The sequence below is a fragment of the Amphibacillus sediminis NBRC 103570 genome, assembly GCF_001552275.1.
GTDB classification, from domain to species: domain Bacteria; phylum Bacillota; class Bacilli; order Bacillales; family Amphibacillaceae; genus Amphibacillus_B; species Amphibacillus_B sediminis.
On record NZ_BCQW01000003.1, the window covers coordinates 202,162 to 223,668 of the forward strand.

Genomic DNA, 21,507 nt, shown 5'->3' on the forward strand with positions numbered 1-21,507 from the left:
CGCAGCTCCAACCAGTTACACTGCGATAAAACGCATTAATCGTTCTCAGGCATGAACCTAGTATTGAATTAGGTTCATGCCGTTTAACTTTATCTAATAGAATGTTGTCGAACAGTTTTTTTTTTCTTCTTTCACTACTGCCCTAATTGATCTCGCCAAGATAGTAATTGCACGCCTTCTTCCGGTGTCAAAGTCTGATTCAGTTTTAAAAAATGAATCAACTGATCAAAATCCGTTAAAGTATAACAAGGAACACCCACTTTAGCAAAGGCTTGTTGTGCTTTTGTTAGCCCGTAACTGAAGATAGCTAAAACACTTACTACCTCTGCTCCAATAGCTTGGATAGCACGCACGGCTTCCAAGGCAGAACCTCCTGTTGAAATTAAGTCTTCAATAACGATTACTTTTTGACCTGACTCGATTCGCCCTTCAATTTGATTACCTTTGCCATGTGCTTTAGCTTTGCCTCTTACATAAGCCATCGGCAATTCCAATTGCTCTGCTAACCATGCAGCATGTGGTATACCTGCCGTAGCACAACCAGCAATAACATCTGGCTGTAGCTTTAATTGTTTAATTGATTCAACAAACCCTGTACATATCTTCTTTCTAATGGCTGGATAAGCTAATGTTAGGCGATTGTCACAATAAATAGGTGACTTAATGCCAGAGGTCCACGTAAATGAACAGTCTGATTTAATTTGGACAGCTTTTATCTCAAATAAACTTGACGCAATTTCGGTCGCTAATGTCATACAGTCCACTCCTTTTCTGCTACTAAATAGGCTTGTTTGGGCTGATCCGCTTGTGTAATGCTCCGACCAATGACAATTGCATCTGCCCCTAGTGCCCGTGCTTTCGCAGGTGTGGCAATCCGTTTTTGCTCATTCATGTCATCTTTGGCTAAGCGAATACCAGGCGTCACAGTTAAAAACTTGGGCCCAACTTGATTTTTAATTAACTCTACTTCAAGCGGAGAGCACACCACACCATCTGCACCATTACTTTGACTAAGCTCTGCTAAATGAACGACTGTATCTGCTAATGGTTCATCGATACGTAACTCTTCTCTTAGCATTACTCCGGTCATTGAGGTTAAGATTGTAACAGCTAATAACTTGGTTTGATGACCTGCCCCCCCATCTAGTAGTCCAGCCTTAGCCGCTTTAATCATTTCTGCTCCGCCTAGACTATGGACGTTAGTAAGTTCAACATCTAGTTTGGCTACATTCTTCATCGCTTTGTATATCGTGGTTGGGATATCATGAAGCTTTATATCAAGAAAAACTGGATGACCACGATCTCTTAATCGTTTAATCACCTCAGCACCTTCTCGATAAAAAAGCTCCATGCCCACCTTTACCGGCACTTCATTAAGTTGATTGGTAATTAAAAATTGCTCGGTTTGCTGCCAATCAGGGAAATCTAAAGCTAAATACATAGAACTAGTTATCATCATGTCCTCCCCCAATCACGTCTTTGATTGATGTAAAGCCGTATTCCGTTAAGCATGATGGTAGTTGATCAATAATATCTGAACATACCAGCGGGTTCTGGAAATTAGCCGTACCGATCGCCACTGCACTTGCACCTGCTAATAAATATTCGATAACATCGGTAGCGGTAACGATGCCCCCCATACCAATAATCGGGATCTTAACTGCTTGATATACCTGATAAATCATTCGGATGGCAATGGGTTTAATCGCTGGTCCTGATAGCCCGCCAACTTGATTAGCTAGCAACGGCTTACGAGTATCAAGATCTATCTTCATACCCGTTAGCGTGTTAATCATTGATAAACCATCTGCCCCCGCTGCTTCTACTGCCAAAGCTATTTCCACGATATCAGTAACATTCGGAGATAATTTAACATAGACAGGAACTTTACTAACTTCTTTAACTCTTCTGGTCACTTCAGCAGCGATATGAGGATCGGTGCCAAATTGAACCCCACCCTCTTTAACATTTGGACAAGAAATATTTAATTCAAGTGCAGCCACAGCTGCACTGTCACTCAAGGTTTTGGCCACATACACATATTCCTCAATTGAACTCCCCGCAATATTAGCAATGATAGGTAGGTCAAATGACTGCAAAAATGGTAATTGCTCCTCAATAATAGTAGTAACGCCTGGATTTTGTAAACCAATCGCATTAAGCATGCCCGCATGTGTTTCAGCTACTCGCGGAGTAGGATTTCCTAAGCGTGGTTCCTGAGTGGCAGCTTTAATCATAATTGCACCAAGCTTATTCAACGAATAAAATTGATTGTATTCTTGCCCAAAGCTAAAACAGCCTGATGCTGGCATAATTGGGTTTTTCAGCTTTAATCCTGGTAATTCGACTGTTAAATCGATCATAGGCTCACCTCACTTGCTGCAAAGACTGGTCCATCTTGACAAATTTTTTTGTAGGCTGTCTGCTCAGCATTTGAGATGACACATGCATAACAGGCACCAATTCCACAGCCCATTCGCTCTTCTAATGAAAGATAACCCGGGCAATTTACCATGGTCGACTGAACAGCTTTGAGCATAGCGGTTGGTCCACAACTAAAATAGTAGTCAGCTGTAAGCTGTTCAAGATTAATGATATCTGTCACAAAGCCTTTATGCTGATAGCTACCATCATTTGTTGTAACATAGCATTTCCCCAATTGACTAAATTCCTCATGATAAAAAACGTCGTCTTTTGTTTGAAAACCTATAACAGTTGTAACCGAAACACCTCTATCCACTAATTGCTTAGCTAACAAATAGAGTGGAGGGACGCCAATACCACCTCCAATTAATAGCGCTTTTTTTAAGGAGAGCTGTTGGATCGGGTAGCCCTGTCCTAACGGAAGGAGCAGATTAATCACTGATCCTTCCGTTAATTCTGATAGCTTGCGAGTTCCTTCGCCGATTACTTTAAAGATGACGGTTAACTGTCCTGTCTCAAGGTCAAAATCAGCAATAGAAATAGGACGACGGAGCATATGTTCATATCCCTGACCAATCTGGATATGAACAAATTGTCCAGGTCTAATAAAAGATAGGTATTCATGGTCGACTTTAACGACAAGCTTAAAGGTTGCATGTGCAATGTTTTCAAGATGGCATACGCTAGCATCGATTTGGTTCATTAACGAATAACCTCCTGATTTTGAACTATTGGTTGGGCAGAAAAAGTTGTTGAATCAATGACATCAAGAATGGCTCGAGCCGTATCTAGACTCGTTAAACAAGCTATGCCATGCTCGACAGCTTCACGTCTAATCCGAAAACCATCGGACTGTGGCTTTTTACCAGAGGTGATTGTGTTAACAACAAATTGAACCCTATTCTGCTCAATAATCGATAGGACGTTGTCTTCTTGTGTCCCAATTTTGCCAATTTGAGTCACAGCTAGTGATCTTTCCTGCAAATACTGGGCCGTCCCAAACGTGGCATAAATTTGAAACCCTAACAAGGAAAAGCGGTTAGCAATCTCAAAAGCCTCCTCCTTGTCCTTATCTGCAACGGTAATTAATACGGCTCCTTCAAAGGGGATTTTTAGTCCAGAAGCTAAAAGACCTTTAAATAATGCTTTTGATAATGTCTTATCCCTGCCAATTGCTTCACCTGTTGACTTCATTTCTGGACCTAAGATGGTATCTACACTTCTCAATTTTTCAAATGAAAAAACTGGGACTTTCACAGACACATTGTCTGGCTCTGGTAGAATGCCATTTTGATAGCCTAAATCTGTCAATGATTCACCCATGATCGCTCGTGTTGCCAAGTTAGCCATTGTTACGCCAGTAATCTTACTTAAAAATGGGATGGTTCGACTTGCTCTCGGGTTTACTTCGAGGACGAAGACCTGTTGCTTATGCACCACAAATTGAATATTAATTAAACCTTTAATTTGCATGCTTTCTGCAATAAGAATGGTCGTGTTAATCAATTCCTGCTTGATATGCTCTGATATTCGTTGGGTAGGATAAACAGCAATAGAATCACCAGAGTGTACGCCTGCTCGCTCAATGTGCTCCATGATCCCTGGAATGACAGTAACCTTTCCATCACTAATCGCATCGACCTCAACCTCGATTCCTGTTAAATATTTATCGATTAAGACGGGATGCTTATGCTTAATATGGACTGTTTTCTCAAGGTAGTAAGAAAGCTCTGCCTTACTATAGACAATCTCCATTTGGCTCCCCCCAATAACATAGGATGGACGGACAAGCACTGGATAGCCAATCTTATCGGCAACCGCGATTGCCTCATGAATATCTCTTACCGTTTCACCTTTAGGCTGAGGGATTTTAAGTTGATTCAACATTTGTTCAAATTTATCACGGTCTTCTGCACAATCAATGGCGGACAGGGTCGTCCCTAATATCTCCACACCACGACGCTCTAACCCGTCGGCTAAATTAATAGCGGTTTGGCCACCAAACTGGACGATGACACCTAGTGGTTTTTCTAGTTCGACGACGTGCATCACATCTTCTAGAGTTAGAGGTTCGAAGTAAAGCTTATCCGATATACTAAAATCAGTTGAAACTGTTTCAGGATTACTATTCATAATAATAGCTTGATAGCCTAACTCTTTTAATGCTAAAACGGAGTGCACGGTAGCGTAATCGAACTCAATCCCTTGACCAATTCGGATAGGTCCAGAGCCAATTACAATCACCTTGGGTTTGTCCGACACGAGTGATTCCTGCTCATCTTCATAGCTACTATAAAAGTAAGGAGTTGCTGACTCAAATTCAGCTGCACATGTATCAACCATCTTATAAACAGGCTTAATTCCAGCTGCCATTCTTGTTTGATAGATCTCATCCTCAGGCCATTCAACAATTCGAGAAATCTGAGCATCTGAAAAGCCAAGCTGTTTGGCGAAAGTAAGATATTCCTGATCTAGTCCATGCTGCTGTAATTCTTGTTCAAATGTAATGATCCGCGCTATTTTAGCTAAAAAGTAATGATCAATTTTTGTTAATTGGTAGAGTTCTTCTATTGAAATACCTTTACGCAATAGCTCTGCCAAGACAAACACACGCTGGTCATCAGCTTTGACCGCTCGTGTCTTTAACTCTGCTACAGTTAGCTTGGCAAGCTCTGCTAAATAAAAATCCTCTCCACTAAAGTCAAGCGATCGAATCCCCTTTAAGAATGCTTCTTCAAAGCTTCGGCCAATTGCCATGACTTCCCCTGTAGCTTTCATCTGCGTTCCTAAAGTTCGATTACCTGATGTAAACTTATCAAAAGGAAAACGTGGGAATTTAGTGACGATATAGTCAAGGGCCGGCTCAAATGCGGCAAAGGTTGTCTGTGTAATTGGATTTTTAATCTCATCTAAAGTTAAGCCAACTGCAATTTTGGCTGCAATTTTGGCAATTGGGTAACCTGTAGCCTTTGATGCTAAAGCAGATGACCGACTAACTCGAGGGTTAACTTCAATAATATAGTAGTCAAAGCTATTAGGATCAAGGGCGAGCTGAACATTACATCCACCTTCAATTTCTAATGCCCGAATGATCTTTAAGGAAGCGTTACGTAATAATTGATATTCACGATCACTTAAGGTTTGCGATGGTGCAACAACAATCGAATCACCTGTATGAATGCCTACTGGATCAATATTTTCCATGTTACAGACGACGATGGCTTGATCATGGTGGTCACGCATGACTTCGTATTCAATTTCTTTATATCCTGCAATATTCCGTTCAATTAAGCATTGATTAACAGGGGATAAGGTCAAGCCTGCTCGTGTAATATTGCGCAGTTCCTCCTCGTTATGACACATTCCCCCGCCCGTTCCACCTAATGTGTAGGCAGGTCGTACAATTAATGGATAACCGATACTAGCGGCAAATTGGACCGCTTGTTCAACTGTGGTGACAATTTCACTTTCAGGAACAGGTTCACCTAATTCTTTCATTAATTGTCGGAATTTTTCCCGATCCTCTGCTAGTTGAATGGCATCTAAGGATGTTCCAAGCATTTCAGTTGGATATTGTTCTAATATGCCACTCTGCTTTAAAGCCATCGCTAAATTTAAGCCTGTCTGACCACCTAGTGTTGGTAAAATGGCATCAGGTCTTTCTTTACGGATAATTTTAGCAATAAATTCTACCGTTAAAGGCTCCATATAAACGGTATCTGCTACCGTATGATCGGTCATAATTGTGGCTGGATTTGAATTGGCAAGTATAACTGTGTAGCCTTCTTCTTTTAGCGCTTGACAGGCTTGTGTACCAGAATAGTCAAATTCGGCAGCTTGTCCGATTATAATTGGCCCTGAACCAATAACAAGTATTTTCTCTATATCTGTACGCTTTGGCATGTATTTACCCCCTTGGATTGTTGCTTAAATGATTTAATCTGTTCGATAAATTGATCAAATAAATAACTTGTATCCTCTGGTCCTGGTGAGCTTTCCGGATGATACTGTACGGAAAAGGCAGGGTAATAACGATGGCGGATGCCTTCAACGGAATTATCGTTAATAGCAATATGGGTTAACACTAAATCAGTATGGTCAATTGATGAAGCCGTAACGGCATAACCATGGTTTTGAGAGGTTAAGTAAGTTCGGTTTAGCTTTAGATCTTTGACAGGATGGTTGGATCCACGATGACCAAACTTCATTTTTTCTGTATTGGCACCACAGGCTAAAGCTAATAGTTGATGACCCAAGCAAATTCCGAAGATTGGAGCTTTACCTAGCAGTTCCTTAATCATGACGATAGCTTGAGGGACATCTTTAGGATCACCAGGGCCATTTGTTAGCATGATCCCGTCTGGCTTAAGGGCTAAAATATCTTGAGCCGAGTATGAATAAGGTACGACCGTTACATGACAATGACGCTTAGTTAGATCACGTAATATCCCATGCTTCATTCCAAAATCAACTAAGACAATTCGATAGCCTCTTCCTGGGACAACATATGGATTTTGGGTCGAGACAAGCTGGACTTGATTGGTCAGTGGCGTTTGAAAGCTAACCTGATCAAATGTGAGCTGTGAATTCGGTTTGGTTAGAATAGCCCGCATCGTGCCATGGTTTCGAATCAATTTGGCCAATCGTCTTGTATCAATCCCGGCAATACCAGGAATACCTTTTGCAGCTAAAAAGGTATCTAACGTTTGCTCACTACGAAAATTAGATGGCTGTTGACACCATTCTTTGACAATTAAACCATGAATCGATGGCTGAATGGATTCAAAGTCATCACGATTGATGCCATAATTTCCAATTAACGGATACGTCATGGTAACCATTTGACCACAGTAAGAAGGATCTGATAATATCTCCTGGTAACCAGTCATACCGGTATTAAACACGATTTCACCATGATACTGCTCCATTGCTCCGAAAGCCGCTCCGGTAAAAATGGTTCCATCTTCCAAAATTAATTGTCGATACATGAGCTTTCCCCCTCTTGATAAACAATTTGGCCATTAACGATGGTCATAACTGGCTTTCCAATAACATTCCATTGATTAAATGGCGTATTTCGTCCTTTTGACTCAAACTGGTTAGCGTCAATGGTCCACTTTTTCTCTAAATCTAACAAAACCAGATCAGCATCAGCACCAAGTTCAATTCTTCCTTTAGCTAAGTTAAACACTTGTGCCGGCTTGATTGTCAGCCATTCGATTAATTCTGTTAAGGTACATTTTTCGGTCTTAACAAAGTGCGTGTGTAATAAAGCAAAGGCTGTTTCCAAACCAACGATTCCAAATGGGGCCAAATCGATTGTGTTTGATTTTTCCTCTTTGGTATGAGGAGCATGATCTGTTGCAATAAAATCAATGGTCCCGTCCTTTAGTCCTTCCCATAAAGCTGCCTGATCTGCCACCCCTCTTAGCGGTGGATTCATTTTGTAGTTGGAATCTGGAGTTTGAATATCTGTCTCATTTAATAATAAATGGTGTGGCGATACTTCCGCTGTAACGGAAATTCCAGCCCGTTTGGCATCACGGATGACTCGAACAGATTCTTTCGTACTAACATGGCATACGTGATAATGAGATCCAGTCGCTTCCGCTAATAAAACATCTCGTGCGATTTGTGTTGATTCACATACAGATGGAATGCCATTTAAACCAAGTCTTTGACTAACTTCTCCTTGATGGACACTTCCATTATTAATTAGACGATTATCCTCACAATGCGCCACAATGGGGCGATTTATTTGGTTAGCTCGCTGCATCGCAAGCATCATATCACCAGCTGATTGAATACCTACACCGTCATCAGTAAATGCAAATGCGCCTGCTGCCGCTAAGCTTGAGAAGTCAACTAGTTCTTTACCTTTTAAGCCTTTAGTAATAGAGGCATATGGTAGCACATTGACAACGGCTTGGTCATGAATGACCTTTAATAGGCTAGATAGTGCCTCAACATGATCAGGAACAGGGTTTGTGTTCGGCATCGCACAGATTGTAGTAAAGCCACCAGCTGCCGCTGCCCTAGTACCGGTTACAATCGTCTCTTTTTGCTCACCTCCTGGTTCTCTTAAATGGACATGAACATCAATAAAACCAGGTGCAATCCATTTGTTTTTCCCATCGATCAAGTCGTCATCTTGATTAGATCCTATCTCTGCAGCTATTTCTATAATTTTTCCTTTTTCTATCTTGATATCAACCGACTCGATCTCACCATTGCTGTGCATGTGCATACATTGTTTGATGATTTTCGCCAACTGCTTCATCCCCCTTGTTTAGTAGCATATTTAATACAGCCATTCGCGTATAAACGCCATACTCCATTTGTTTAAAAATACGAGAGCGCTCGCACTCTACCAAACAATCCTCGATCTCAACATTTCGATTAACTGGTGCAGGGTGCATAATAATTGCATTTGACTTCATTCTCTGTTCTCGCTCTTTAGTCAAGCCATAGCGGGCTAAATATTGTTGAGCAGATAAATTTGTCTGATGCTGATGTCGCTCTAGTTGGATCCTTAGTAACATAGCAACATCGCAATGTTCAATCGCTTCATCAAGATCTAGATATGGATAGTCAATATTGGGATCCTGCCATTCCTTCGGACAAGAAAGAAAGACTTCTGCTCCTAGCGTTTTGAGGGCTAATGCATTTGAACGGGCAACTCGACTATGAAGAATATCACCAATCATTAAAACTTTTAAATCTTTAAAATAGCTAAATTCCTTATACATGGTATACAAATCAAGTAAGGATTGGGTTGGATGCTCTCCCTTACCATCCCCAGCATTGATGACAGGCACAGGTAATTGCTCTGCTAATAGCTGGACTTGATTATCGACTGGATGACGGATAATTAATGCCTCTGCCCCTATTGAGCTAAATGTTTTAGCCGTATCGTAAATACTTTCACCCTTTTGCTCACTTGAGCTGTCACAATGGAAATCAAGGATCTCTAGTCCTAGTTTCTTCTCTGCTACTTCAAAGCTCATTTTCGTTCGTGTGCTCGGCTCATAAAAAAGGTTGGCAACAAAACGTTTACCTTCTTTTGTCAAATTAGAATATTGACCACGCTCATATTGCTCAGCAAGCTTGATTAATTGCTGAATTTCTCCTGCACTCAGATCCTTCATGGAGACAAAATGATTCATCAGCGTCACCTCTTGATTTGTTTTGTTAGACTGTTTTTCTAAATTCATAGGCAAGGACTTAACCTTCTCCCATACCCATACTTTTTGATAAAAAGGACTAGCAGAAAATCCTTTGCTAGTCCTCTTTTACTATTGCTTTTTCTTTTTCTCCATTGGCTAACTCTTTACCTGGTAAAATAAGATTTAAAATAACACCAATAATTGCAGCTAGTGCCATGCCAGAAATCTCGACATTCACATCAAAGATTGAAAAACGCACAATCGCGCCACCAATTCCAATAACTAAGATGATCGCTGTAATAATTAAATTGCGATTTTGGGCTAAGTTAACTTGATTATCAACAAGCATACGTAGACCACTTGATGCAATGATCCCGAATAATAGGATAGATACGCCCCCCATAACTGGCGATGGTATAGAAGAAATAATATCTGATATGATTCCAATAAAGCCGAAGCAAATCGCTAACACTGCCGCACCACCAATAACAAATACACTAAAGATTCGTGTAATAGCCAACACACCGATATTTTCACCGTATGTTGTGTTTGGTGGTCCCCCTAAGCATGCAGAAATCATTGTTGCTACACCATCACCCAAAATAGAACGGTGGAGGCCTGGTTCTTTAACAAAGTTTCTACCAACAACATTAGATAAGACCATCTGATCACCAATATGCTCAGCAATTGTAACAATGGAGACAGGGATCATAACTGCGGCAATACTCCAGCTCATCACACTAAATGGTGAATAATGAACAAATGGAATAACAAAATCCGGCATGATGAAGATGGCTGAGAAAAAAGCACCTATTGAATCAGCATTAACAATGGCTGACCAGCTTTCACTAATAGCTGAAGTATCTACAATTCCTAAAATTAGAGACAAACTATATCCAGAAATAATACCAATTAAGATCGGTACAAGTCCGAAGAAGCCTTTAAAGAAAAGGGAACCAATCACTGTTACAGCTAAGGTAAAGAGCGCAACTGTGAAGTAAGTACCACTGTAATTCCCATCAACGTTCATCGCCATATCAATGGCAGTAGGAGCTAGACCTAAACCAATGACCACAATAACGGGACCTACTACTACCGGTGGTAGTACTTTCATGATCCAATCTAAGCCAAACGATCCAATTAATAAGGCAATTAAACCATAGGAAATCCCTGCCAAGAAGCTACCAATCATCGCAGTTGGCACACCGCCACCAGCAATAGCCACTGTCAATGGTGTAATGAATGCAAAGCTTGAGCCTAAATAAGCTGGAATTTTCCCTTTAGTAATGAGTAGATAAGCAAGTGTACCAGACCCACTTGAAATTAGTGCAACTGATGGTGATAACCCTGTTAAAAAAGGAACCAGTACTGTTGAGCCAAACATTGCAAACAAATGCTGCAAACTCAGCATAAACCATTTTGATTTTTTAGGAATATCTCCTACATCCATAACCATATCTAATCTTTCCATAATGACATCCTCCTCACGCTTACAATCAATGATTAAAAGTTTAATTAGTGTTTTTATTGGTACTATGACTTCCATCTCGTTTAATCCATAAAAAAACCTCTTTGCAAAGTCGCAAAGAGGTAGACGTGCTAAATGTATACACGTATCCCTTAACAACCTTGCAAGCCTCACGGGACTTACTTAAAGGTTTCGATTTATTTTTGAAAGATACTAACGAAATCTGTATCATCTATTTCCGCCAAATTAACGACGACAATTTCATCCTGCGAAGTCGGAATATTTTTACCAATATAATCTGCTCTAATTGGCAATTCCTTATGACCACGATCGACTAATACAGCCAGTTGAATTTGGGCTGGTCTTCCGAAATCGATTAGTGCATCCATTGCTGCTCTTACTGTCCTGCCAGTATAAAGCACATCATCAACAAGAATAACCTTCTTCCCATTTATATTCCCCTTAAAATCCGCACGATTAACTAAGGGTTCTCCGCGATCAGCTGCATAGGTTAGATCATCTCGATATAATGTAATATCGACCTCCTCAATCGGTACATCTACTCCCTCAATTGTTTTAATCTTTTGACGTAAACGTTCCGCTAATGGTACGCCTCTTGTCTTAATACCGACAAGCATTAGATGGTCAACACCTTTATTACGCTCTAATATTTCGTGCGCAATTCGAGTTAAAGCTCGATTAATGGCAGGCTGATCTAATATCATCGCTTTTTGTTTCACCGTTCACTGCCCCCTATACTAAAATAACCCGATTGACATTTCGTTTACCAAGTAAAGTTAATGCCATCTTCTATTTATTGACTTAATTTAGAAAGTTGGAACACCCGTATGAGGCGTTGGAGCTGATCCACTCCTTTAACTTTCTCACATACCAAAAAATCCCTTTTCCGTGTACAGAAAAGGGATTTAGATATATGTTTGATATCTAAAGCAGTTAAGTCATTCCTTTTCAGCCTCACGGGACTGTATTTAAAGGTTATTTTATTCTTTACTCATTATTTCAAACTTCATTTTGAAAGTCAATGGGTTTGGCGAACTTTTTTCAATAGCTCGTCAAATTCTTTTGGAGGTTCAACATTAAACTGTAGCCACTCTTTTGTTCTTGGATGCTCAAAACCAAGCTCCTGAGCATGTAGTGCTTGTCCATTAGCTGATAACGTTTTACGTTGACCATATTTCGGATCACCTACAAGTGGAAAACCAATATATTTCATATGCACCCGAATTTGATGGGTGCGCCCCGTCTCTAATACACATTTTACTAGGGTATATTGCTGATTAATCCGTTCAAGAACTTCAAAGTGTGTCACTGCTTCTCTTCCACCTGTAACGACTGCCATACTTTGACGATCTTGAGGATTTCTTGCAATGGGAGCTTCTATCGTCCCATATTCATGTGGTATAGCACCATGAACAAGGGCTAAATAAGATCGCTTTACTGTCTTATTTTTGAGTTGATCGGCTAGTCCTTGGTGGGTAAAGTCGTTTTTGGCTACCATGAGTAAACCGCTTGTATCTCGATCGATACGATGGACAATACCCGGTCGAATGACGCCATTAATCCCAGATAAATCATCACAATGGTAAAGCAGGGCATTTACGAGTGTGCCAGAATAGTGTCCTGCTGATGGATGCACCACCATACCCTTTGGCTTATTGACCACCAGCAAATCTTGATCCTGAAAGATAATGTCTAGCTCAATATTTTCTGGTTGTATTTCTAATCGCTCTGGCTCCGGCTCCTGCCATGTAATCTGTGCACCAGCCTCACATCGGTAGTTGCTTTTCACGACCTTTTGATTAACTAAAACATGGCCATCTTTTATCCAGTTTTGAATTTGTGCCCGAGATAAGTCAGATAAGATCGTCGTTAACAATTTATCTAATCTAGTACTTGCCTCCTCGGTTGAAACAACATGCTCTCCTGAAATCATTTCTTTGCTCGTCCCTTTCGTAACTCTTCCCTTATCGTCATTATTGCAATTAAACTAACTCCAACCACCAATGATAAATCAGCTACATTAAAAATTGGAAAATTATAAGAGCCAATATAAACATTAATAAAATCAACAACCTCTTGGAACCTTATCCGATCGATAAAATTACCAATTGCCCCACCTAAAACAAGAGCTAAGGCAAAACCATTCCATTTACTTTCTTCAGCAAACTTTTTCATATAATAAACAATTGCACCAATCACAATAAGGGTTATAATATAAAAGAAAATCATTTGCCCCTCTAGTATACCCCAAGCTGCCCCTGGGTTTCGGTGAGAGGTTATGTACAGCACATTCTCAATTATTTTAATGCTTTCACCAATTTCCATATTTGCGATAATCCACCACTTTGTTAATTGATCCAGCACAATGATACACAATGCAATCAAATAATAACGCATTGAAGGGCCTCCATTTCTATAACATCATTCTTTAGCATTTTACCATAGACTGATTAGCATTGCATAAAAATAGTTTGTAGAAATTAAGTGAAAGCGGATTTTGTTAGAGCTTGTCGGAGCACTCAGCTACTCTCTTTGATTTGGCCTTCTTTTCTACACAAACCACACGTCAGAAAAAACAATACACCCTCTTTGTCCATGACGCGAAATGCTTACAAAACTAAACTTCGTTCAGTGGGGGTTTTCAACGCATAGGATGTGCTCGTGCAGACATTGCGACACGCGAACTTAGTCAGCTTCCTCTCTCCCACACTGAACGTTAGACATATTCTCATGCTAGGTACTGTAAGCTAAGTTGTCTAAAAAACAGTTAAAAAGCAATCAGAGTAGTTCAAGCTAGATTACCAATCATCAGTCACTGATCCGAAGATTGGGTGCAGCCCATCTCTGATTGCTTTCAATTTTTTAATAGTGGTTTTCTACTATTTCTGCACAACGTAAACAAAGTGTTGGATGGTGTTTATGCTCACCGACAGTGTCTGAGGCAACCCAGCACCGTTCACATTTTTCTGCATCATATTTCTCTACCTTTACTTCGACATAGTTATAGCTATTTGCCATCTGTTCTGTGTCGATAAGGTCAACTTTGGATACAATAAAGAGCTGATCTAATCGATCAATATCCTCTAACAAGGCTTTCGTATTTTCATCTAGAGCACGAATCGTTAGCTTAGCCTCTAAAGATTTTCCAATTACTTTGTCTGCTCTTGCTTCTTCTAAAGCTTTTAATATATCATCACGTACAGCCATAAAATGATCCCATTTTTCCAATAAACCTTGACTGTTTGCTATTTTCTTCACGGAAGGCATATCAGTCAGTTGGACAAACGCAGCTTCTTTTGCAGGGATATAGCTCCATACCTCTTCTGCTGTATGAGTAAGGATCGGAGCAACCAATTGCACTAAGCTCTGAACCATCTCGTAATATACCGTTTGAATTGAGCGACGTCTACGATGACCTACTGCTTCAATATAAAGAATATCCTTAGCATAGTCTAAGTAAAAAGCACTTAGCTCGATTGAACAGAATTGGTGAATGGCTTGATAAACCATGGAAAAATCAAATTCCTCATAAGCTGTTTTCACTTTGCCAATCAACTGTTGTAGCTTTAGCAGCATGTAACGATCAATTTCGGCTAAGTCAGCTTCCGCTACTTGATGCTGTGCTGGGTCAAAGTCATTTAAATTACCCAGTAAAAATCTGAAGGTGTTACGAATCTTCCGATACCCTTCTGCTGTTTGTTTAATAATATCATCTGAGACACGTACATCAGCTTGATAATCAACCGATGCCACCCATAAACGCAAAATATCTGCCCCATATTGTTTAATTATTTTGGATGGAACAATCACATTACCAATTGATTTACTCATTTTTCGTCCCTGACCATCTAATGTAAAACCATGACTGAGCACTGTTTTATAAGGCGCTTGGCCAGTTACAGCAACAGCGGTTGACAGTGATGAGTTAAACCAGCCACGATACTGGTCAGATCCCTCTAAATATAGATCAGCTGGCCGACGTAACTCAGGTCGTTCAACTAAAACACCTTGATGTGAGGAGCCTGAATCAAACCAAACATCCATAATATCCATTTCTTTAGTAAATTCACCATTTGGGCTATGCTCTGACGTAAACCCTTCTGGTAGAAGATCTTTTGCATCCCATTCAAACCAAATATTAGATCCATGTTGTCGGAAAAGACTTGCCACATGCTTAATGGTCTCATCCGTAATAATTGGGGTACGATCTTCTCCATAAAAGACAGGAATCGGAACACCCCAAATTCGCTGACGAGAGATGCACCAGTCTTCTCGATCTCTAACCATATTAAACAAACGTGTTTCTCCCCAATTTGGCACCCAATTAATTCGTTGAATCTCTGCTAAAATCTCATCTCTAAAATCCTTAATCGATGCAAACCATTGGTTGGTTGCTCGATAAATAACCGGCTTCTTTGTTCGCCAATCGTGTGGGTAGGAATGGGTAATAAACTTCAAAGCAATTAGAGCATGGTTAGCCTCCAGCTGCTCAGAAATTAGCTTATTTGCTTTATCATAAAAAAGTCCCTCAAAGCCAGGCGCTTCATCTGTAAAGACACCTTTTTCATCAACTGGACATAGTACTTCTAAACCGTATTGTTTACCAACTAAAAAGTCATCCTCACCGTGTCCTGGCGCTGTATGAACAAGACCAGTTCCTCCATCCGTGGTCACGTGCTCTCCTAGAATAATCAAAGATTCTCGATCATAAAGTGGATGCTGTGCCACTAAACGTTCTGCTTCATGACCTTTAAAGGTTTTGATCACGTGATAGTTGGTCCACTCTAACTCCGTAGCCACTGATTCCAGTAAAGCTTGAGCAATAATTAGCTTTTCTTGATTAACGGATACAACAGCATAGTCCAAATTTCCATTTAAGGCAATCGCTAAATTTGCTGGAATTGTCCACGGTGTTGTTGTCCAAATCACAAAATTCTCATCACCTTCTAATAAATCACCACCGTCTTTAACTTTAAATTTTACATAGATAGACGGTGAACGCTTATCTTGATATTCGATTTCAGCTTCTGCTAGTGCGGATTCAGAGGACGGAGACCAATAAACCGGCTTAAGTCCTTTATAAATGTAACCCTTCTTAGCCATTTCGCCAAACACTTCAATTTGCGCCGCTTCATAAGCTTTATCTAGCGTAATATAAGGATGATCCCAATCACCACGTACACCAAGTTGCTTAAATTGAGTACGTTGATTATCAACTTGCTTCAAGGCATATTCAGCACACTTCTGTCTGAATTCAGCAGCAGACATTTTCTTACGGTCGACTTTCTTTTTAGCCAGTGCCTGTTCAATAGGTAAACCATGCGTATCCCAACCAGGCACATATGGAGCGTTATACCCCGTCATTGACTTATATTTAACAATAAAGTCTTTTAAAATTTTGTTTAGTGCGTGCCCCATATGCAAATCTCCATTAGCATATGGAGGACCATCATGCAAGATGTATAAAGGTCGATCCTTCGTTCTTTCTTGTACCTTTTGATAGAGCTGCTCTTCTTCCCACTGTTCTTGTAATTTTGGTTCTTTGTTCGGCAAGTTACCACGCATTGGAAATGCTGTTTGTGGCATCAATAATGTTTCTTTATAATCCATTGTTAATCCTCCTTTAATTGAATCGACTTGATTGATCCAAATTATCTATCACTCGGTAAGTAAGCTTTCTCTAGTGGACATTAGCTGGACTAGTCATTTAAGATAAATGCGGATCAAGCAAAATAAAAAAGAGTCCTCTTGTTCCCAAAAGGGACGAGAAGACTCGCGGTACCACCCTAGTTAGCCCTACTTAGATTAGTGCTCACTTAACATCGTAACGCGATGAACGTCCAAGCCTACTATTATGTTCAACTTGGAAGCTTGAGGGTGATTTTCGGTTGTTTCATTTCTCAGGCTCACACCATCCCTGATTCGCTTTAAAATTTCAGACAACTTACTCTTCCTCGCATTGCTAATAAGACTTCATTCAATTTAACTTCTTCGTGATGAAAATTATATGTAATATTTCGTATTACGTCAAGTCGTGATCAAATTTGTCACTAATCCTCTTCTAATTCATGCTCACCAATTTGTGTTTCAAATAATGATTCCCAATCACTATTTTCTATCAATTCTAGCTGCGCTTCAACCAACATCTTTAAGCGTGTTTGAAAAACTTTTGCTTGTTTCTTTAATTCTTCCACTTCTATTTCAATCCGTCTTGACTTTTCCAAAGCATCATTAATAATACGATCTGCATTTTTCTCAGCTTCACGAATGATTAATTTTGATTCTTTAGTTGCGTTTCCTTTTACATCCTCCGCAGTCTGCTGCGCAATTAAAATAGATTTATTAAGTGTTTCTTCAATATTTGAAAAATGGCTTAATTTTTCTTTCATTTCTTCTACTTGGCGTTGTAAATCTTTTTTTTCACGAATAATTAGTTCGTAGTCCTTAATGACTTGATCTAAAAATTCGTTCACCTCATCTTGATCATAACCTCTTAATCCACGAGTAAACTCTTTATTATGAATGTCTAATGGTGTTAATGGCACTATGGCCACCTCCTTTTATCTGCTTGTTGTTCTATTGTTTAATTTATTTCGACATCATTAGGCAATTCTCCTGCTTGAAACGGATATTTCGCAATCATGGTAAATCTCATCACCAAATCTTATGTGGAGAACTAATGACCATTAATATGTTGAGTCTTTTTGTATGATCAATCGCAGAACATGGCATTATTCCCCGACTGGATTATTTTCACCAATGCTTATCCTACTTTAGATTATTGAATACCTAAACCTAGATATCTTCCTTTTCTTAGCGTCTAGCTGTACATGCGCCCCAGACTTTATCGAGCTTCACTTGAAATTTTCGCTGAAAATTTACAGCCCCCGGAGGCTTTAAAAGTATGGTTAGCTTAGTATTTGAAATTGAATACGCCAGTTATCTTTTTTCGTCTGACCTAGTATATTTAATAAGCGACTGCGCCCTTTACCACGACAAGACAAAACATCTCCTGTTTCGACGATAAAGGCAGGATTGTCAATAACCTTGAAGTTTACCTTCACATCCCCTTTTTCAATTAATTGAACAGCCTGAGACCGAGAATAACGATAAATATGCTTGACTAGCAGATCAAGACGTAATGAAGAAATGGTCCCTTCATACGTGATCCATTTGTCTAATGGTGCTAACAACTGATCCGGATGGCATGCCTCAAATTGAAGCTTCGTTCTCTTAATTGACGTTAGTTGTAGTTTGACAAAATCCGCGACATCTGCCGAAACACATAGCTGTATCTTTCCTTTGTTGGGATCAATAATTATATCGCCAAGCTTTTTTCGCATCAACCCTAATGATAAAAAGGCACCCATCACATCACGGTGCTCGATGTTAGCAAACTTCATTGGATAACTCGCCTTTAGGACAGAAATAGGAAAGTGATCGTCATTGATCGCTTCATAATAAGGGGCTAAAACAGCTTGTTTTCGTTCTGCAAGATCGATTCCACCATAAAAGGCCAGTTGAAGCTGATCATTATTTCCAATAATAGTTTGAAAAATCAGCTGTTCCCGAGGATCAAGAAAATCCGTGAATTTACTAACAAACCGCTGTTCAACATAATCCTTCCAATTAAAGATCTGATCAATAAATGGTTGCTCATCTTTACGAAAGTGCTGATAAACCTCCATATCGATCTCCTATCTAAAAAATCCTAATAATACGAATAAGCCTTGTAAAGCTAGCTGTAAGACAAAGATTGCGACAAGCCCCGAAATATCAAGCATTCCAAGAGGTGGTATAATTCTTCTGAAAGGTTCCAGATAGGGTTCAACAATACTAGCAAGAAATCGTCCAAATGTTGACTCTCTTGCTCCTGGAAACCATGACATTAAAATATATATCACAATCGCAATTTGATATAGATTAAGCAGTCTAAATAATAATGATTCTAAGCTCATTTCGATCTACCACCTTTGTTCAAAATCATCTTCATCTTCGATGACTTGAGTAATACTTCCAGTAATCTCTACATTATCCGGTGTGCACAAAAAGGTATGAGGACCTAATTTTTGTATTTCACCTGATACTGCGTAAACCGTTCCACTTAAAAAGTCAACAATTCGTTTCGCTTGCTGATAGTCAACACGTTGTAGATTGATCACAACAGAACGTCGATTAACAACGTGATCAGCAATTTCCTGAGTATCATCATATGAACGCGGTTCAGCTAAGACAACTTTTGTCTGAGCTTGTACGGATTTTAGACTAACAACATTTTGTACATCCTTTTTATGGTGTTTACCACTTCTTCGTGATAGCTCATCGACTTCCTCTGGCATCGTCTCTTCTTCTTCATAATATTCTTCATCTTCAACGGAAAATAGTGTTCGAAATTTGTTTTTGATACTCACTTTTATCACCTCAACTTATCAGTTCCAACTAAACTGGAGCCAATTCTAATATGTGTTGCACCTTCTTCAATGGCAATATGGAAATCATTACTCATTCCCATCGACAGCCCTTGGCAAGGTGCATGTTTATATCCTTTAGCTTGGATTTGGTCTCGAAGTTCTCGAAGCCGACGAAATACCTGTCTTAAGATTGATTCGTCGTCTGTAAATGGAGCCATTGTCATTAAGCCAACGACTTTAATCTTTGGATAGGCAGTTAGTTGTTGAATAAACATTTCTAACTCGTCTGGCGGCAATCCTGCCTTGCTTTCTTCTCCACTGACATTTACTTGGACAAAGCATGAAATGACTTTATCTGCCCGCTTATTTATTTCTTCAGCTAAAGATAGACGATCTAATGCATGGAAATAATCTACTTGGTTAATAACTTTTTTTACTTTTTTGGTTTGAAGCTGACCAATAAAGTGCCAAGAGATAGCAGGATCGTCTAAAGCTACCTGTTTCTCGGATAATCCTGTATCGCGATTTTCTGCAATATTGGTAATACCTGCTTGCAGCACTTCCTTAGTCCGTTCTATTGTAACATATTTCGTCACCGCTATCAGGGTTATTTCCTCTACTGTACGGCCCGAGCGCTGACAACTTGCTTCAATCATTTGCTGAATGGTTGTTAAGTTATCTGTAACACGCATATTCTGCTCCCCCTGAGTTTATCTTAAACCAATAAATCCAAGCATCCTTCCTGTCTTCCCTTGATCACGCCTGTAAGAATAGAGTCTATCCGTTTGATATGTACATCGACTCGTTTTAACTAAGTTGGTATGTTTTATCCCCTTATCCAGCATGATTAGCTCATTTAGTTTGGGTAGATCCAGTAGATACTGATCGTTTAAATCTGCTTGTTTCGTTACAACCCGCTCTCGATACCGTGTCGGAACCTTGTCCACCACATTGGTATTAACCTGGTAATGCCTTTGACTAATAGACGGTCCGATGGCCGCTTTTAAATTCTTAGGATTTACACCTTGTTCTACTAGGACGTCGACCATCCGAGCAGCCATACCAGCTACTGTTCCTCGCCATCCTGCATGTGCAATGCCAATCCATTCTGTGACCGGATCGTAAAAATATAACGGAACACAATCAGCGAAAAAAGCCGCTAAAAGAACAGATTTTTGGTTGGTAACCAGTCCATCAACACCTGATAAAGGAGGCTTTGCTAGAGTCGCTCCCGCGCCGATAGCACTTTCTGTAACCACATTAATCTTTGTCTCATGAATCTGCTCACCTAGTACCCAACGATCAAGGTCAATCTGGAGCTTATCGGCAAGGCGTTGACGATTCTTTAATACGGCATTGGGATTATCGTTAACGTGCAACCCCATATTAAGTTGCTGATAAGGAGCCTGACTCACTCCACCACAACGTGTTGTTATGCCGGCTATCAAGGCTGGAGTGTGCTCTATCCATGGCTGAATCTGATAGTAAATCTCTTGTGTTTGAAAGGGCTCCATATTTCTTCTCCTTTTTTCACTATTCTATCATATTTTCCTCTTTTTTTCTTAACTGTTTTAAATCAATTACTCCAGCAATTATTTAATCAAAATGACGTCATCACCAAATGTGACAATATTTGACCATGGAATGGTGTATTCACTTTGCTTGTTAAATAATTGACTGATACCAGATCGTGCTCCAATAATAATATCGGTTATCTTGCCTTGATCTACATCAATTTCTAAGTCAATAATATGTCCAATTCTTTTCCCTGTCTCAATCGAGACGATTTCTTTCGTTTGTAAAGCTGTTAAGGTTATCATTTATCCTCACCTTCCTCACTTCCACTATATGATCGCTCATTGTTCACCATTACTAGGGTACGACAAATTTTAATTGACAACTTATTACGATTTAGTTAGGGAAATTTAGATATTAACATAACGGTAACCTGCTTTTTATCAATGATTGAAGATGGGATAATTGATAAAAAACACGGATAAAAAGCCGATAGCTGCAG

General features: G+C 39.7%; 20 protein-coding genes and 1 other annotated feature. All 20 genes read right to left on the reverse strand.

The genetic code is table 11. The annotated features are described in order from the left end of the window. Positions 1 to 134 precede the first annotated feature (134 nt). Entirely contained in the window at positions 135 to 755 is a 621-nt protein-coding gene (gene pyrE / locus ASE01S_RS04085) for an orotate phosphoribosyltransferase (RefSeq protein ID WP_067838744.1), read from the reverse strand. Beyond that, positions 752 to 1,456: an orotidine-5'-phosphate decarboxylase gene (pyrF, locus tag ASE01S_RS04090; protein WP_067838747.1), complete on the reverse strand. Its 705-nt coding sequence runs from the start codon at positions 1,454 to 1,456 to the stop codon at positions 752 to 754. The genes pyrE and pyrF overlap by 4 nt, the downstream gene beginning before the upstream one ends. Next, on the reverse strand, positions 1,446 to 2,360 hold the full coding sequence (locus tag ASE01S_RS04095) for a dihydroorotate dehydrogenase (protein WP_281176872.1): 915 nt from the start codon (positions 2,358 to 2,360) through the stop codon (positions 1,446 to 1,448). Before ASE01S_RS04095 ends, pyrF begins: the two co-directional genes overlap by 11 nt. Beyond that, positions 2,360 to 3,127, reverse strand: a complete 768-nt coding sequence (locus tag ASE01S_RS04100; RefSeq protein ID WP_067838754.1) for a dihydroorotate dehydrogenase electron transfer subunit — start codon at positions 3,125 to 3,127, stop codon at positions 2,360 to 2,362. The genes ASE01S_RS04095 and ASE01S_RS04100 overlap by 1 nt, the downstream gene beginning before the upstream one ends. Further along, complete coding sequence (gene carB, locus ASE01S_RS04105) at positions 3,127 to 6,327, reverse strand: carbamoyl-phosphate synthase large subunit (protein WP_067838757.1); 3,201 nt, start codon at positions 6,325 to 6,327, stop codon at positions 3,127 to 3,129. The genes ASE01S_RS04100 and carB overlap by 1 nt, the downstream gene beginning before the upstream one ends. Next, positions 6,306 to 7,412 carry a carbamoyl phosphate synthase small subunit gene (locus ASE01S_RS04110; RefSeq protein ID WP_067838760.1) on the reverse strand — a complete coding sequence of 369 codons (1,107 nt, stop codon included), beginning with the start codon at positions 7,410 to 7,412 and terminating at the stop codon, positions 6,306 to 6,308. The genes carB and ASE01S_RS04110 overlap by 22 nt, the downstream gene beginning before the upstream one ends. After that, positions 7,397 to 8,695, reverse strand: a complete 1,299-nt coding sequence (gene pyrC, locus ASE01S_RS04115; protein ID WP_067838764.1) for a dihydroorotase — start codon at positions 8,693 to 8,695, stop codon at positions 7,397 to 7,399. Before pyrC ends, ASE01S_RS04110 begins: the two co-directional genes overlap by 16 nt. After that, the gene (locus ASE01S_RS04120; protein WP_067838916.1) at positions 8,649 to 9,590 is read right to left on the reverse strand and encodes an aspartate carbamoyltransferase catalytic subunit; all 942 of its coding nucleotides are present in this window, start codon (positions 9,588 to 9,590) and stop codon (positions 8,649 to 8,651) included. Before ASE01S_RS04120 ends, pyrC begins: the two co-directional genes overlap by 47 nt. A 115-nt stretch (positions 9,591 to 9,705) precedes the next feature. Beyond that, positions 9,706 to 11,061 carry a solute carrier family 23 protein gene (locus tag ASE01S_RS04125; protein ID WP_067838766.1) on the reverse strand — a complete coding sequence of 452 codons (1,356 nt, stop codon included), beginning with the start codon at positions 11,059 to 11,061 and terminating at the stop codon, positions 9,706 to 9,708. 194 nt (positions 11,062 to 11,255) lie between these two features. Next, a complete protein-coding gene (gene pyrR, locus ASE01S_RS04130; RefSeq protein WP_157065139.1) occupies positions 11,256 to 11,798 on the reverse strand; it encodes a bifunctional pyr operon transcriptional regulator/uracil phosphoribosyltransferase PyrR in 543 nt (180 codons plus the stop codon). 299 nt (positions 11,799 to 12,097) lie between these two features. Beyond that, entirely contained in the window at positions 12,098 to 13,012 is a 915-nt protein-coding gene (locus tag ASE01S_RS04135; RefSeq protein ID WP_067838770.1) for an RluA family pseudouridine synthase, read from the reverse strand. Continuing rightward, the gene (lspA, locus tag ASE01S_RS04140; RefSeq protein WP_067838774.1) at positions 13,009 to 13,476 is read right to left on the reverse strand and encodes a signal peptidase II; all 468 of its coding nucleotides are present in this window, start codon (positions 13,474 to 13,476) and stop codon (positions 13,009 to 13,011) included. Before lspA ends, ASE01S_RS04135 begins: the two co-directional genes overlap by 4 nt. A 465-nt stretch (positions 13,477 to 13,941) precedes the next feature. Continuing rightward, positions 13,942 to 16,689 carry an isoleucine--tRNA ligase gene (gene ileS, locus ASE01S_RS04145; protein ID WP_067838777.1) on the reverse strand — a complete coding sequence of 916 codons (2,748 nt, stop codon included), beginning with the start codon at positions 16,687 to 16,689 and terminating at the stop codon, positions 13,942 to 13,944. Positions 16,690 to 16,835: 146 nt separating this feature from the next. Continuing rightward, positions 16,836 to 17,048: a binding site (T-box leader), on the reverse strand. Positions 17,049 to 17,129: 81 nt separating this feature from the next. Next, entirely contained in the window at positions 17,130 to 17,624 is a 495-nt protein-coding gene (locus ASE01S_RS04150) for a DivIVA domain-containing protein (RefSeq protein WP_067838780.1), read from the reverse strand. A gap of 363 nt (positions 17,625 to 17,987) precedes the next feature. Next, positions 17,988 to 18,767, reverse strand: a complete 780-nt coding sequence (locus ASE01S_RS04155) for a YlmH family RNA-binding protein (RefSeq protein ID WP_067838783.1) — start codon at positions 18,765 to 18,767, stop codon at positions 17,988 to 17,990. 9 nt (positions 18,768 to 18,776) lie between these two features. Further along, positions 18,777 to 19,037, reverse strand: coding sequence for a YggT family protein (locus tag ASE01S_RS04160; protein WP_067838786.1), 261 nt, complete (start codon positions 19,035 to 19,037; stop codon positions 18,777 to 18,779). Between the two features lie 6 nt (positions 19,038 to 19,043). Next, positions 19,044 to 19,490, reverse strand: a complete 447-nt coding sequence (locus ASE01S_RS04165; RefSeq protein ID WP_067838789.1) for a cell division protein SepF — start codon at positions 19,488 to 19,490, stop codon at positions 19,044 to 19,046. 5 nt (positions 19,491 to 19,495) lie between these two features. After that, positions 19,496 to 20,182, reverse strand: coding sequence for a YggS family pyridoxal phosphate-dependent enzyme (locus ASE01S_RS04170; protein WP_067838792.1), 687 nt, complete (start codon positions 20,180 to 20,182; stop codon positions 19,496 to 19,498). Between the two features lie 18 nt (positions 20,183 to 20,200). Next, positions 20,201 to 21,004, reverse strand: a complete 804-nt coding sequence (gene pgeF / locus ASE01S_RS04175; RefSeq protein WP_067838796.1) for a peptidoglycan editing factor PgeF — start codon at positions 21,002 to 21,004, stop codon at positions 20,201 to 20,203. A 78-nt stretch (positions 21,005 to 21,082) separates the two neighbouring features. After that, positions 21,083 to 21,310 carry a YlmC/YmxH family sporulation protein gene (locus tag ASE01S_RS04180; protein WP_067838799.1) on the reverse strand — a complete coding sequence of 76 codons (228 nt, stop codon included), beginning with the start codon at positions 21,308 to 21,310 and terminating at the stop codon, positions 21,083 to 21,085. Positions 21,311 to 21,507 lie beyond the last annotated feature (197 nt).

Coding starts and splice junctions, on each gene's coding strand:
- pyrE (WP_067838744.1), bottom strand. CDS start 755: ATGACATTAGCGACCGAAATTGCGTCAAGTTTATTTGAGATAAAAGCT.
- pyrF (WP_067838747.1), bottom strand. CDS start 1,456: ATGATAACTAGTTCTATGTATTTAGCTTTAGATTTCCCTGATTGGCAG.
- ASE01S_RS04100 (WP_067838754.1), bottom strand. CDS start 3,127: ATGAACCAAATCGATGCTAGCGTATGCCATCTTGAAAACATTGCACAT.
- carB (WP_067838757.1), bottom strand. CDS start 6,327: ATGCCAAAGCGTACAGATATAGAGAAAATACTTGTTATTGGTTCAGGG.
- ASE01S_RS04110 (WP_067838760.1), bottom strand. CDS start 7,412: ATGTATCGACAATTAATTTTGGAAGATGGAACCATTTTTACCGGAGCG.
- ASE01S_RS04120 (WP_067838916.1), bottom strand. CDS start 9,590: ATGAATCATTTTGTCTCCATGAAGGATCTGAGTGCAGGAGAAATTCAG.
- ASE01S_RS04125 (WP_067838766.1), bottom strand. CDS start 11,061: ATGGAAAGATTAGATATGGTTATGGATGTAGGAGATATTCCTAAAAAA.
- ASE01S_RS04135 (WP_067838770.1), bottom strand. CDS start 13,012: ATGATTTCAGGAGAGCATGTTGTTTCAACCGAGGAGGCAAGTACTAGA.
- lspA (WP_067838774.1), bottom strand. CDS start 13,476: ATGCGTTATTATTTGATTGCATTGTGTATCATTGTGCTGGATCAATTA.
- ileS (WP_067838777.1), bottom strand. CDS start 16,689: ATGGATTATAAAGAAACATTATTGATGCCACAAACAGCATTTCCAATG.
- ASE01S_RS04155 (WP_067838783.1), bottom strand. CDS start 18,767: ATGGAGGTTTATCAGCACTTTCGTAAAGATGAGCAACCATTTATTGAT.
- ASE01S_RS04160 (WP_067838786.1), bottom strand. CDS start 19,037: ATGAGCTTAGAATCATTATTATTTAGACTGCTTAATCTATATCAAATT.
- ASE01S_RS04170 (WP_067838792.1), bottom strand. CDS start 20,182: ATGCGTGTTACAGATAACTTAACAACCATTCAGCAAATGATTGAAGCA.
- pgeF (WP_067838796.1), bottom strand. CDS start 21,004: ATGGAGCCCTTTCAAACACAAGAGATTTACTATCAGATTCAGCCATGG.
- ASE01S_RS04180 (WP_067838799.1), bottom strand. CDS start 21,310: ATGATAACCTTAACAGCTTTACAAACGAAAGAAATCGTCTCGATTGAG.